13 protein-coding genes and 1 pseudogene are annotated in these 12933 nt (G+C 71.0%); 6 read left to right on the top strand and 8 right to left on the bottom strand.

Annotated elements, in window-relative coordinates:
• A partial coding sequence (locus tag ACFY9S_RS39725) for a cbb3-type cytochrome c oxidase subunit I (RefSeq protein WP_391138874.1) occupies nt 1–299 on the bottom strand: 299 nt, incomplete at its 3' end.
• Nucleotides 296–1567, bottom strand: a complete 1272-nt coding sequence (locus tag ACFY9S_RS39720; RefSeq protein WP_391138872.1) for a Bcr/CflA family efflux MFS transporter — start codon at nt 1565–1567, stop codon at nt 296–298. The genes ACFY9S_RS39725 and ACFY9S_RS39720, both read right to left, overlap by 4 nt.
• A 49-nt stretch (nt 1568–1616) precedes the next feature.
• Between ACFY9S_RS39720 and ACFY9S_RS39715 the strand changes: the two genes are divergently transcribed.
• Nucleotides 1617–2123 (top strand): MarR family transcriptional regulator, encoded by a 507-nt coding sequence (locus ACFY9S_RS39715; RefSeq protein WP_391138870.1) that lies wholly within the window; start codon nt 1617–1619, stop codon nt 2121–2123.
• Between the two features lie 57 nt (nt 2124–2180).
• Here ACFY9S_RS39715 and ACFY9S_RS39710 read toward each other — a convergent pair whose 3' ends face one another.
• On the bottom strand, nt 2181–3017 hold the full coding sequence (locus tag ACFY9S_RS39710) for an ABC transporter substrate-binding protein (protein WP_391138868.1): 837 nt from the start codon (nt 3015–3017) through the stop codon (nt 2181–2183).
• Between the two features lie 250 nt (nt 3018–3267).
• Here ACFY9S_RS39710 and ACFY9S_RS39705 point away from each other — a divergent pair, with 250 nt between their 5' ends.
• From ACFY9S_RS39705 to ACFY9S_RS39695, 3 genes are read left to right on the top strand one after another with little or no spacing between them, the layout of a single operon-like run.
• Nucleotides 3268–4290 (top strand): iron chelate uptake ABC transporter family permease subunit, encoded by a 1023-nt coding sequence (locus ACFY9S_RS39705; RefSeq protein ID WP_391138866.1) that lies wholly within the window; start codon nt 3268–3270, stop codon nt 4288–4290.
• On the top strand, nt 4287–5351 hold the full coding sequence (locus ACFY9S_RS39700) for an iron chelate uptake ABC transporter family permease subunit (RefSeq protein WP_391138864.1): 1065 nt from the start codon (nt 4287–4289) through the stop codon (nt 5349–5351). The genes ACFY9S_RS39705 and ACFY9S_RS39700 overlap by 4 nt, the downstream gene beginning before the upstream one ends.
• Entirely contained in the window at nt 5348–6202 is an 855-nt protein-coding gene (locus ACFY9S_RS39695) for an ATP-binding cassette domain-containing protein (RefSeq protein ID WP_391138862.1), read from the top strand. Before ACFY9S_RS39700 ends, ACFY9S_RS39695 begins: the two co-directional genes overlap by 4 nt.
• Here ACFY9S_RS39695 and ACFY9S_RS39690 read toward each other — a convergent pair.
• From ACFY9S_RS39690 to ACFY9S_RS39680, 3 genes are all read right to left on the bottom strand, one after another.
• Nucleotides 6124–6708, bottom strand: a complete 585-nt coding sequence (locus ACFY9S_RS39690; protein WP_391138860.1) for a MarR family transcriptional regulator — start codon at nt 6706–6708, stop codon at nt 6124–6126. The two genes, ACFY9S_RS39695 and ACFY9S_RS39690, sit on opposite strands and share 79 nt — an antisense overlap.
• A 149-nt stretch (nt 6709–6857) precedes the next feature.
• A complete protein-coding gene (locus ACFY9S_RS39685; protein WP_391138858.1) occupies nt 6858–9413 on the bottom strand; it encodes an excinuclease ABC subunit UvrA in 2556 nt (851 codons plus the stop codon).
• Between the two features lie 321 nt (nt 9414–9734).
• The gene (locus ACFY9S_RS39680) at nt 9735–10094 is read right to left on the bottom strand and encodes a winged helix-turn-helix transcriptional regulator (RefSeq protein WP_391138856.1); all 360 of its coding nucleotides are present in this window, start codon (nt 10092–10094) and stop codon (nt 9735–9737) included.
• 65 nt (nt 10095–10159) lie between these two features.
• Here ACFY9S_RS39680 and ACFY9S_RS39675 point away from each other — a divergent pair, with 65 nt between their 5' ends.
• Nucleotides 10160–11002, top strand: coding sequence for an NAD(P)H-binding protein (locus tag ACFY9S_RS39675; protein ID WP_391138855.1), 843 nt, complete (start codon nt 10160–10162; stop codon nt 11000–11002).
• Nucleotides 11003–11285: 283 nt separating this feature from the next.
• Nucleotides 11286–11417: pseudogene (locus tag ACFY9S_RS39670) on the top strand (PPOX class F420-dependent enzyme); the annotation flags it as partial.
• A 37-nt stretch (nt 11418–11454) separates the two neighbouring features.
• Here ACFY9S_RS39670 and ACFY9S_RS39665 read toward each other — a convergent pair.
• Together ACFY9S_RS39665 and ACFY9S_RS39660 are read right to left on the bottom strand one after the other, a co-directional pair.
• Complete coding sequence (locus tag ACFY9S_RS39665; protein ID WP_391138853.1) at nt 11455–11907, bottom strand: MarR family transcriptional regulator; 453 nt, start codon at nt 11905–11907, stop codon at nt 11455–11457.
• A 389-nt stretch (nt 11908–12296) separates the two neighbouring features.
• The gene (locus ACFY9S_RS39660; RefSeq protein ID WP_391138851.1) at nt 12297–12932 is read right to left on the bottom strand and encodes an LUD domain-containing protein; all 636 of its coding nucleotides are present in this window, start codon (nt 12930–12932) and stop codon (nt 12297–12299) included.
• Nucleotide 12933: the final 1 nt, after the last annotated feature.

Raw genomic sequence — 12933 nt, 5'->3', positions numbered from 1 at the left:
CCGGCGAACAGCGGCGTCGCGAACATCAGCAGCATGATCGTGCCGTGCATCGTGAACGCCTGGTTGAACTGCTCGTTCGACATGATCTGCAGACCAGGCCGGGCCAGCTCGGCGCGCATGAACAACGCCATCACACCGCCGATGACGAAGAACGCGAACGACGTGACCAGGTACAGCGTGCCGATCGTCTTGTGGTCCGTCGTCGTCAGCCACTTGACGGGCTTCGCACCCGCAGGCCGTTCTGCCGCGAGCGCGGGTGTGTGAGCGCTGTCCGCTGCATTCCGCGTGGCCATCCTCATGCGTGCGCACCCTTCTGCCTGCTCTGCTCCTGCCCCCGCCACGGGCGCACCAGGAACACCAGGCACAGAGCGGCGCAGATCAGCGAACCGAGCATGGTGGCCGCCATCGGCATGGCGCTTGAGGTGCCGAACGCGCCGACGAGCGGTGAGGCGAGGGCGCCGAACAGGAACTGGATACCGCCGAGCAGCGCGGACGCGGCTCCGGACGCCTCACGCCCGAGCGACTGCCCCAGACTCATGCTGGCCGGGAAGATGCCGCCGATACCGAAGGCGGCGAAGAAGAGGGTGACCCAGGTGCCGGCCAGGCTGCCGCCGACCGTGACCAGGAGGAGCACCTGGACCAGTACAGCGGCCACCGCGATCACCACGGATGCGCTCAGCAGCGTGCCCATCGTCAGTCGCCGCGAGAGCACGCCGAACACCGCACCGGCGAGCAGCATGCCGCACGCGTTCACCGCGAAGACCAGGCTGTAGAGCCCGGCGGAGGTGTCGTACACCTCCTGGAAGACGAAGCTGGAGCCGGCGATGCAGGCGAAGAGCGCGGCTGCGGCGAACGCCAGCGTGAGTGTGCAGCCGAGGAAGGCTCGATGGCCGAGCAGCCGGCCCATGGCGTGGAAGCTGCCGGCCACCCCGCCCTGGTGGCGCCGCTCCGGCGGGAGGGACTCGGGGACCCCCGGCAGGACCGCCAGGAAGAGCAGGGTTCCGAAGATCGCGAGTGCCACGAAGGTGAGACGCCAGCTTCCGACCGACAGCAAGGCGCCGCCGATCACCGGCGCGATGACTGGCGCCACGCTCAGCACCATGGTCAACAGCGAGAAGTAGCGGGGCAGTTCGGGTCCGTGGAAGCGGTCAGTGAGGACCGCGCGGGCCAGCACCATGCCCGCGGCACCCGCGACGCCCTCCAGGAAGCGGGCGGCTATCAGCATCTCGATGGTCGGGGCGAAGGCGCACACCAGCGACAGCACGGCGAACAGCGCGGTGCCGGGGACCAGCAGCCGGCGGCGGCCCAAGCGGTCGCTGAGCGGGCCGATGAGCAGCTGGCCGATGACCAGACCGGCCAGGAAGGAGGTCATGGACAACTGCACGGCGGAGTCGCTCGCGTGCAGCGCGCGGCCCATCTCCGGGAAGCCGGGGACGTACATGTCGGTCGCGAGCGGCGCGATCGCGGTCAGTGCGCCCAGCAGCGCGATCAGCACGCCGGCCCATCGGGGCGTGGTGGTGACGGCCGACGTCTCGGATGCCGGTTCGGAAGTCGTGGTGGGTACCATGGAACGCACAGTAAACTATTTGTCTACCGGTTAACAATTGGCGGTAACAATGACTTCCCCGTCGACCCCCGAGGACTTCCGCGCCATGTGGACGGCAGCACGCCCCGACCTCGATACCTCCCCCATGGACATCGTGGGCCCCATCAAGCGCATCGAGGCCATGCTGACCACCGCCCTGGAGCCGTTGTACGAGGGCGCCCCGCTGACCGCTCCGGAGCTCGACGCCCTCGTACAACTCCGGCATGCCCAGGGTCCGGTGATCGCCCGTCGGCTCGCCGAAACCCTGGGATGCTCCCGCGCGGCCGTCAGCAAGACACTGGCCAAGCTGGAGAAGCGCGGCTTCGTCGAGCGCCGTCCGAGCCCCGCCGACCGGCGCGCCGCACTGGTCACCGTCACACCGGCGGGATGCGACGCGATCGACACGATGTTCCCCCGGCAGCTGGCGACGGAGGCCGAGTTGCTCGAAAGTCTCGGCGCGGAGCGCGAGCGGGTGGTGGAGGCGCTGAATTTGCTGGAGAAGGTCCTTCAGCAGCGGGTGACGAGGCAACGAGCCTGACCCCAGTGGCCGACGGCCAACCGCTCCGCGCGGTATGCCCGGCTCGTCGCCTCGGCGTCAGGCGGCGCCGCGAAGACGTTCGATGTCGTCGAGGACCGCGGCGGCGGCGAGCGGACCTGCCGCACTGCTCCACACGTCTCCGTCGACCACGTCGACGCTGCCCGCCCTCACCGCCCGCAGACGGGCGAAGGCCGGCTGTGCCTTGGCCGCGGCCAGGGCCTTCTCGCCGTCGGTGTTGAGCGTGGTGAGGTAGATGCGGTCGGCGTCGATCTCACCCAGGTTCTCCAGGCTGAGCGGGTCGGTGTGCGGCTTGCCGGCGAAGGCCGCGGCGGGCGAGATCCGGTCGCCGGTCAGCTTCAGCAGACGACTGGGCATCAGCGCGGATGACAGGATCACCGGGCCGGTGGCCATCCAGCGGACGACGACCGCCGTTCCCGTGCCGTCGGCGGAGCGGCCGCCGGCGACGTCCTCGGCACGCTGTTCGATGCCGTCGAGAAGCCGCTCCGCTTCAGCGTGCTTGCCGAGCGCGGCGGCGACGGTGCGGGTCTCGCTCTCCCAGTCGCCAAAGCGAGCGGGCTCAGGCACGACCGTCGGCGCGATCGCCTTGAGCGCGTCGTACTGCTCCCGGGGCGTGCCGGAGGCGGCGAGAATGAGCTCGGGCCGGGCGGCGGCGACGGCTTCCAGGTTGGTCTCCGCGACGGTGCCGACGAGGGCAATGCCCGGCACCTTCCCGGCGAGGTAGGGCGATACGGCATTACCGCCCCGGCTGGACAGCGTCCCCACCGGTTCGACACCCAGGGCAAGGGTGCTGTCCAGCGCCGTGTCCCCCAGCGCGACCACCCGGCGGGGAGCGGCCGGGACCTCGACAGTGCCGTAGGCGGTGCGAACCGACACGGACGACGCCCTCCCGCCCTCCACCGCGGCCGGCCCCGGCGATCCAGTGCTGCATGCGGTGAGCAGGGCAAGGGGGACCGCGGCAACGGCGGCGGCGAACCGGCGACGCGGCAGCGTGGACGACGAAGACGAGGGCAACGGACGGCGCATGGCGACTCCCTGTGAAATATACCTCTGAGGCAGATGTATTGTTAGGGCAACCTAACCACAAAACGTCTCACGGGGCGTGTCAGCCGTCGGAGGTCAGCCAGTGCTCGACGGGAACCAGAGGCGGACCGTCAGCGGCTCCGCCGCGGTGGGCGTCGCCGTGCCGGTCGCCCTGCTCGCTCTGACCGGCCTCGCGTCCCTGCTGATCGGCAGCGGCGAGGTGGGGCCTGTCCGCTCGTGGCGGGAGGTGGCCGGCGGTGCCGGGGATGCTGAGGCGGCGTTCGCCGTGTGGCACCTGCGCTGGCCCCGCACCGTCGTGGCGGTGACCGTCGGCGCGGCGCTGGGCTCGGCCGGGGCGGTGCTCCAGGCGGTCGCACGCAACCCGCTCGCCGAGCCCGGTCTGCTCGGTGTCAGCGCCGGCGCCTCAACGGGCGTCGTGCTGGTGATCGCGCTGGGCGGCAGCGTGGCCACCCTCGGCCCGCACATCGCCGTGATCGGCGCCCTGCTCGGCTGCCTCGCCGCGGTCGGAGCGGCGCGGCTGCGGGGCGTCGGCGACGATCCGCTGCGGCTCGTCCTGGCCGGTGCCGCACTCAGCGGACTGCTGGGATCCCTGACCTCCGTGCTGCTGCTCGTCGATCGGCGTACCGCCGACGAGGTGCGGTTCTGGACGGTGGGAGGCGTCGCCGGGCACGACGTCGGCGATCTGGCCGAGGTGACACCCGCCCTGCTGCTCGGTGGGCTGCTCGTGCTGCTCGTGGCGCGCCCGCTCGCCGCCCTGGCACTCGGCGAGCAGGCGGCCGCCTCACTGGGGCACCGGCCGGGCCGCACCCGCCTCACTGCCATCGTCGCCGTGGCACTGCTCGTGGGCGGCGCCACCGCGGTCGCCGGACCGATCGGCTTCGTCGGTCTCGTGGTGCCCTTCGCGGCACGGGCGCTGGTCGGTCCCGACCTGCGCCGGGTGCTTCTACCGTCGCTCCTGCTGGGGCCGGTCGTCGTGCTGGCCGCCGATGTCGCCGCACGACTGCTGGTACGCCCCTACGAGATGCCCCTCGGCGTGGTCACCGCTGTGATCGGCGCCCCCGTACTCGTCGCCGTGGTGCGCTCCCGACGGGTGCCGGCGCTGTGACCGCGACCGCCGCCCCGTCCCCGGAGGCACCCCGAGGCACCCTGCTGCTGCGTGTCGGCGGTGCGTCAGCACTGCTGAATCTGCGGGCTGTTGCCGGGATCGCCGTACTCGCCGTTGCACTGTTCCTCGCCGTCACCACCGCCCTCGCTGTCGGCACCGTGCCCATGGGGCCGCTGCGCTCGCTGCCCGCTCTGGCGGGCACCGGTGACCCGGCCGACGTACTCGTCGTCCAACGGCTGCGGGCGCCACGGCTGGTCGCCGGACTGCTCGTCGGCGCCGCCCTCGGCGTCTCCGGCTGCCTGATGCAGACCCTTGCGCGCAACCGGCTCGCCACCCCGGGCACCGTGGGCATCGACGACGGCGCCACCGCCTTCGCGGTCGCCTCCGTCGTAGGAGCGTCCACCTCCCTCGCCCCCTCCGCGATGGCCCTCGCCGGAGCCGCCACCGCCGCGGCACTGACCCTCGGCCTCGCGGGCGGAGCGGGCACCTCCGGCTACCGCTTCGTCGTCGTGGGACTCGGCGTGGGCGCGGTGCTCGGCTCGATCACCAGCCTCCTGCTGGTTCGCGCACCGATCGACGCCGCGAACGCCGCGTTCCCCTGGGCGGTGGGCACACTCAACGCACGGCCCACCACAGCCGTGGCCTTGCTCGGTCTCGGCCTCGCGGCATGTCTGCCGCTCGCGCTGCTGGTCGGACGACGACTGAGCGTGCTGCTCCTGACCGACAAAGTGGCTGCCGGTCTCGGCGTGCGGGTACGCGCGGTACGGCTCGCCGCCCTCGCGCTCGCCGTCGTGTGCGCCGGCCTCGCGGTCGCCGTCGGGGGGCCGCTCGGCATGGTCGCCCTGCTCGCTCCCGAGGCCGCCCGCCGCGTCTGCGGCCCGCACGGCGTTCCCGTGCTCGGCAGCGCACTGGCGGGAGCGGCGCTCGTCCTCCTCGCCGACACCGCCGGACGCACCGTCACCGCGCCCGTCGAGGTACCGGCGGGGCTCGTCACCGCAGTCGTCGGCGGCCCGTACCTGATCTGGCTCCTGCTCAGCTCACGCCCACGGAGGCTGCCATGACCCGCCCCACCACCGCCCCGCCGACGGAGGCCGCCCCTCCCCCGCCGACGGAGGACGCGGCCGTTCCATCAGCCGTACTCCGCGCCGACGACCTCACGCTCGCGCACGGGCAGTCGATCGCCGTGGACACCGTGCGGCTCGCTCCCCCACCGGGCCGCCTGACCGCCGTGGTCGGCCCGAACGGCTGCGGAAAGAGCACACTCCTGGCGGGGCTGAGCCGACTGCACCGCCCCAAGAGCGGCAGCGTCCTGCTCGACGGCCGGATCCTGGCCCGGCTGCCCGTCCGGGAGGCCGCCCGCCGCATCGGCCTGCTCCCCCAGTCCGCCCAGGCTCCGGACGGACTGACCGTCGCCGACCTGGTCCGCTTCGGCCGGCAGCCACACCAGGGTCTGCTGCGGCAATGGTCCGTACGGGACCAGCGGGCCGTGGACCGGGCGCTGGCCGCGACCGGCATGGCGGCGCTGGCCGACCGTCCCCTGGAAACCCTGTCGGGCGGACAGCGGCAGCGCGCCTGGATCGCCATGACGGTGGCTCAGGAGACGCCGGTACTGCTGCTGGACGAGCCGACGTCCGCGCTCGACCTCGGCCACCAGCTCGAAGTCTTCGAACTGCTACGGGAACTGACCACCGTCGGCCGCACGGTCGTGGTCGTCGTGCACGACCTCGTCCTGGCCTGCCGTTACGCGGATCACCTCGTCGCGATGCAGGCCGGCCGGGTGGTCGCCGAAGGCACCCCGCACGAGACCGTCACGCCCGAGCTGATCCGCCGTCTCTACGGCGTGGAGGCAGTCGTGCTGCGCGACCCCGAGACCGACTGCCCTTTGGTCGTCCCCCGAGGGCTCGCCCGATGAGCGGTGTCACCCCGGTCGGCATCCTCGCCCTCTGCCTCCCGGTCGGCCTCCTCGAGGGCGTCCAGCAGTCGGCGTAGTGCGGGCATCGCCCGGTCAAGCGCCCGGCGGTCGGCCTCGTCCAGGCTCAGCAGCGCCGCCGACAGCACCTCGTCACCGGCCGCGACCCAGGCCGCGAGACGGTCCACCGCCTCCTCGGTCAGGTACAGCCGCGCGGCCCTTCGGTCCGAACGGTCACGGTCCCGCCTCAGCAGCCCCGCACGGACCAGCTCGCCCACGATGGTCGACACCGTGTTCGACACCAACTGGAGCCGCTCGGCCACGGCTCGCGGCCCGATTCCCGGATGCGCCTCCACCGTGCGCAACACCTCGATCTGCGCATCGGGCAGCCGCTCCGCCGACGCCTGCCGGCGCACGGCCCTGCGCGCGACCCGCGACACGGCCCCGAGCAACGGCAGTTGCCGTACCAGCCCGGGCACCTCCGCATGCTCCCGCTCCGGACCGGTCACCGGACCACCGAACGGCCAGGTCTCGACGCAGCGGCATCAGGGCACCCACGGACAGGAAGAACGAGATGACAACGCACGAGACGACTGTACGGTCCCACGCCGACGTGCCCGCAGCGCGGGGCGAGCGGTGGCGCTCGACTCTGCTCGGTTCACCTCTTCGTCGAGTGCAGATGGTGGCTGAGATAGCGGGCGGTGACGCTGTGCGGATCATGTGCAAGGCCGTCGGGTGTTCCGGTGGCGACGATGGTGCCGCCGGCGGTGCCGCCTCCGGGGCCCATGTCGATGACGTAGTCGGCGTTGGCGATCATGTCCAGGTCGTGTTCGATGACGATGACGGTGGCGCCGTTGTCGCCCAGTCGCTGGAGGACGTCCAGGAGCGTGCGGATGTCGAGGGGGTGGAGCCCGACGCTGGGTTCGTCCAGCACGAAGAGGGTGTCGGACTGGTTCCGGGTCAGCTCGGTGGCGAGCTTCAGCCGCTGCGCTTCGCCGCCGGAGAGGGCCGGGGTGTCTTCGCCGAGGGTGAGATATCCGAGTCCGAGGTCGATGAGGGCTTGGAGCCGGGTTCTCACGCGGCGGATGTCTGCGACCTGCTCGATCGCCTGCCGGACGGTGAGGGAAAGCAGATCGGGCAAGGAGATGCCATCGTCCGGGTTTCCGGAACCCCGGCGGAGGATGTCGGCGGCTGCGGGGGCGTACCGGGTGCCGTCACACTCGGGGCAGGGGATGTCGACGTCGGGCAGGAACTGAACATCGAGGGAGACCTGGCCGGTACCTTCACAACGGGGGCAGCGCAGGGAGCCTGTGTTGTAGGAGAAGTCCGCGGCGGTGAGCCCCCGCTGCTCGGCCGCATCGGTGGCGGCGTAGGCGCGGCGCAGATCGTCGAGGATGCCGCTGTAAGTGGCGACGGTGGAGCGGACGTTGACGCCGATGGGGGTGGCGTCGACCGTGTTCACCCGGGTGATCGCCTGCGCGTCCACCGCGGCCACATGGTCGGGCAGCGCTCTGCCCGCGGCTTTCGCCTGGAGAGCGGGAATCAGGCTTTCGAGGATCAGTGTGGTCTTTCCCGATCCGGACACACCGGTCACGGCGGTCAGGCGGCCCCGGGGGATGTCGACGTCCAGGGCGTGCACGGTGTGCAGGGGTCGGGTGGTCAGGTGGATGCGGCCTTGGTCGAACATCTCGTCGCGGTCGGCCCGTTGCCGGACGAGGACGGGTTCGCTGCCGGTGAGGAACCCACCGATCAGGGAGTCGGGGTCCTTGCCGAGCGTGGTGACGTCGCCGGTGGCCAGGACGGTCCCGCCTTCGGTGCCGGAGCCGGGGCCGATCTCGATGAGCCAGTCGGCTTCGCGCAGGACCTGGACGTCATGGTCGACGAGGACCACGGAGTTGCCGTCGCGGAGCAGGTCGCGCATGACGCCCAGCAGGCCGTCCACGTTCGAAGGGTGCAGGCCGATGGAGGGTTCGTCGAGGACGTAGAGCACGCCGGTGGTCTGGTTGCGTACGGCGCGGGCCAGTTGGACGCGTTGCCGCTCACCGGTCGACAGGGTGGAGCTCGCCCGGTCCAAGGCCAGGTAGCCGAGGCCGAGTTCGACCAGGCGGCGGGCCGTCTCCAGCAGAGTGGCGACGATGTTCCGTGCCATCGGGCGCATCTCGGACGGAAGGGCGTCCGAGAGGGGCGGGGCCCAGGCGATGAGTTCGTCGAGCGTCTTCGCGGTGGCTTCGGCGAGGTTGACGCCGTCGACGAGGGTGGCGCGGGCCTGCTCGCTGAGCCGAGTGCCGTGGCAGCCCGGACATGTCTGGGCGCTGATGAACCTGTTCACACGGTTCAGGCCGCGTTCCGTGGTGGCCTTGTTCAGGGCTTCCTCGACGGCCCGGCGGGCGTTGCGGTAGGTGAAGTCGAGCTCGAAGAACTTGCCGTTCTTGGACCGGACACTGATGTGCCGCTGCTCCGCGGGGCCGTGCATGACGATGTCTCGCTCGCGGGCGGTCAGTTCCGAGTACGGCACGTCGGTGCGGACCCCGAACTCGGCGACGACCTGCGGCATCACCGTCAGCCCGAACATCGACCACGGGGCCACCGCCCCCTCGGTGATGGTGCGTTGTGGATCGGGGACGAGAGCCGCTTCGTCGACTTCCCGGACCGTGCCGGTACCGGTGCACTGCGGGCATGCGCCGTCCGAGTTGAAGGCCAGCGACTCCGCGCCCGGCGGGTAGAACGTCACCTCGCACACCGGGCAGGTCAGGTCCAGTCCCGCGGCGACGTCGATCGTCGGGTCCTGCCGGTGGCCGTTGGGGCACAGGTGTGATCCCAGCCGGGAGAACAGCAGGCGCAGCACGTTGAGCAGCTCGGTCGACGTGCCGAAAGTGCTGCGCACCCCGGGCACCGAGGGCCGCTGCCGCAAGGCGAGGGCGGCGGGCACGTGCTCCACGCTGTCCACCGACGCACGCGGTGCCTGCGCCATGCGTCGGCGGGTGTACGTGGACAGCGCCTCGATGTAGCGCCGTGAACCCTCGGCGTACAGCACCCCCATCGCCAGCGACGACTTTCCGGAGCCGGACACCCCTGCCACCGCGACGAGTTGGCGCAACGGCACCGTCACGTCCACGTTCTGCAGGTTGTGGACCTTCGCCCCGTGCACCTGGATGGACAGCGGCGGATCCGCCGCGCCCCCACCTCGTGCGCCCCGTACCTCGTCGTGCGCCATCGCGCTTCTCCCTCCTGAGCGTGTCGTCCGAGGGTCTTCGGCCTCCGGAACAGCCGAGTGCTCGCAGCGCCCACCGGATCAGCGTACACGGAATATAAATCTCAGGAAGTTACTTCCTTGGAAGCGAAACGTGGGCGCACGCCAGTCACAGCCTTCCCCGTCGGGGCCGAGAGGGGAGGGTTCGATGAGTACCCCGCTGCGGGGGGCCCGCAGCGTGCTCAGTGTCGCGGCAAACTGGGCCAAGGACTGCTGGGAGGCGACCGTACCGACCTGTCTCTGCAAGGCGAATCCACTGTCCGGTCATAAGCGAGGCCGGCCCGCTCACCGCCGCTCTGCCCCCTCGGCCAGGCCCGAGGGGGCAGCCTCCGGGGTGGGCACCGAATCGGCCCAGGTCGCCATGGCATCGAGAACGTCGCGCAGCCCCTCACCGAGGGGGGTGAGGCGGTACTCGACGCGCGGCGGGATCTCCGCGTATGTCGTGCGGATGACCATGGCGTGGGTCTCGAACTGGCGCAGCCGACTGGTCAGGGTGTGGGGGCTGATGCCGGGCAGGGCCTGGCGCAGTTCGGTGAAGCGGTGAGGGCCTTTGAGGAGCTCTCGCACGATGAGGGTGGCCCACGGGCCGTTGAGGAGGGTGAGGAACCGGGCCACACCGCACTCGGGAAGGCAGGGATTGGTCACCTTTTTGAGAGTAGCCCATTAGTGCAGTTGATGTAACTGATGCACCGTGTGCACTAATGGCTCGCATGACCTACGTGATCCATGGCGCCACCGGCGCCCAGGGTGCCCCTGTCGTTACCGCTCTCACAGCCGCGGGCAAGTCCGTGACCGCGCTGACCCGCAACCCGGACGCAGTCGTGGACGGCGCGCGCGTCGTGGCCGCGAGCTACTCTTCGGCCGCCGACCTGACCGATGTCTACCGCGGCGCCGACGGGGTGTTCGTCCACCTGCCGGTGGGCGCGGAGGAGGATCGTCTGGCCTTCGCGAACAACATCCTCACCGCCGTCCGTTCGGCCCGCCCGGGCCGCGTGGTGTTCTCCACCAGCGGTTCCCCGACCGACCCGGCGATCGGTGGTGCCGCCGCGACGCTGGCCGCCGGCCTGGCGGACAGCGGGATGTCCCATGCGGTGACCGCCCCCGAGCTGTACCTGGAGAACCTCCTCATGCCGTACGTCATCGATTCGGTCCGGGAGCGCGGCGTACTGCCCTACCCGATCCGGGCCGACTTCCCCGTCTCCTGGGCATCGCACCTGGACATCGCCGATGTCGCCGTGGCCCTGTTCGAGCGCCCGGACGTCACCGGAGTGGTCGGGGTCGGGCAGTACCCGGCGATCACCGGTCCCGACCTGGCCGAGGCCTTCGCCGCCCGGTTCGGACGGGATGTGGTCTTCGAACCGCTCAGCCCTGACGAGTTCCGTACGTCGGTCGCGCCTTTGATCGGCGAAGGTCCCGCAGCCGTCGTCGCGGAGGCGTACCGGGCCATGAGCGCGATGCCGGGCCGCTCGATCGCGCCGGAGACCTCCGCCCAGAAGCTGCTGGACATCACGACCCGGACCACGACGCAGTGGCTGGCGGCCATGGGTCTGTGACAGGCGGGAAGACACCCGTCACCGCACGAGCGCCGATCTGACATCAGCCGATCTGTCACAGTGCTTGGAGGACTTGCCTCCAAGCACTGTCGGCATTTCCGCGACCCCGTGCGGACGGCTCGTGCATCGCTTTCCATCCCGCCCGACCAGCGGAGAAGCGGTTCTCCATCAGCACAGCGCAGGTGCCGGCCGCCGTCCTGCGGAGCCGGCCGGCACCAAGGCAGGCGCGCGCTGGACCGAGCCGAGCTGTCGCCCGCCCGAGCGGGTGCTGCGAGGGCCGACTCCGTACGCCTTCGTCCTGCTCCAGGGCCGCGCCGAGACCTCCGAGGGCCCCGAGACGCTGCGGCGGGCCGGGCGGCTCGGCGCCCGTTACATGGACAGGGACCGCGCCGAAGAGTACGCCGCCCGCAACGGCGGCCTCCAGGCCCTGTCTCCATTGAGCCGTACGTCCATTACGCCGACTCCTGAGGAGCGCTCACCGCACGCCCCGCCGCCCGGAGCGCGCTCAGCGTGTCGGCGAACCTCTCCAGATCCCTCTCAGCGATCACGGAACCGATCCGTGTCTCGAGCTCGGCCTCGAAGATCTCCGTGGCCCTGTCCACCAAGCGACGTCCTGCGGGCGTGAGCTCGACGAGCGACGAGCGCCGATCGTTCGGATTGGCGCGCCGCCGGCAGTAACCGGCGGCCTCGATGCGGTCGACCACCTTGCTTGTGCCGCCGACCGTGATACCGAACTCGTCCGCCATGTCCTGGACGCGGCACTGCGAGCGCTGCGCGAGCAGCCGCATCACCTCGAACCAGGTGAGCTGGAGGTCGCATTCGGCGCGCAGCCGCGCGTCGACGGCATTCCACAGCTCGATTTCGAACCGGACCAAGTCCTGGTACACCAGCTTCAGATCAACCATGACTCATCTTCCACAGAACATTCTTCCAATGAATTGGATATGGTATCCGTGGACCGACGTGGCTGTGTGGTGGCTGGTTCCTGCTGCCGCCGAGGTGTGAAGGGTCCGCGCGTGGGTGAGCATCAGCATCCGCTGGAGTTCTCTCCGAGGCCGAGATCGGCGAGCTGGTGCGTGGAAGTTGCTCGACACCACCGCCGGCCCAGCCGGGCCCCCGCCCGCACCGCGATCTTCGACTGGCCGAGGGGCCGTCCAGCAACGCGGTGAAAGCACCAGCGCCCCTGCCCTCCTCGGCCGGGACATAGGTGACGCCGCCGCGTCGGCGGGTGTCGACGCCGGCTGGGTCGGGACCGAACCGGGCTTCGCACGGTCCCGGCGCGCGCCGGGACCGGCTACGCGTCCACCACCACGACGATGTCGAGAGTCCTGGGCCCGTGCACGCCCTCGACACGGTCCAGTTCGATGTCGCTGGTGGCCGAGGGGCCCGAGACCAGAGTCAGCGGCCGGTACGGATCGAGCAAGCGCAGTGCCTCAGGCACGTCGGGAGCGATCTGGTCCGCCCGCACGACGCAGATGTGCTGGTCCGGAAGCAGGGTCAGGACTCGCCGCCCCTGACCCGGACCGTGATCCAGGATCACGGTGCCGGTGACGGCGATGGCGGTGGCGACGGTGGTGATCACGGCATCCGCCTCGTCGAGTTGTCCGATGCTCAACGGTGGGACATCCGCCAGCAGCGACCAGGATCCCTCCGGGACCAGGCCCTCGGGAAAACCGGGCGGCACCACCAACGACCGTGCTCCGGTGCGAGCCAGCGCGCGGCCCACGGCCTCCGCGACATCGGCCGGCGGAACACGGACCACCGTGGCGCGGTACTCGGCGGCACGGCCGGCGAACATCCCGACGACGTCCGGTCCCGCGTGGTCGGCGCGGCGACCGTGCGAAAGAGGTGTGGCGTCGGGGCTTTCGGAACCGGGAACGCCGGACAGCGCTCCCCGAATCGCATCCAGAACGGTCTCGCGGCCGTTCATC

Origin of the sequence: Streptomyces sp. NPDC012474, assembly GCF_042955185.1 — a bacterium.
GTDB classification, from domain to species: Bacteria; Actinomycetota; Actinomycetes; order Streptomycetales; family Streptomycetaceae; genus Streptomyces; species Streptomyces cahuitamycinicus.
This window is presented reverse-complemented; position numbering and strand designations above follow the sequence as displayed.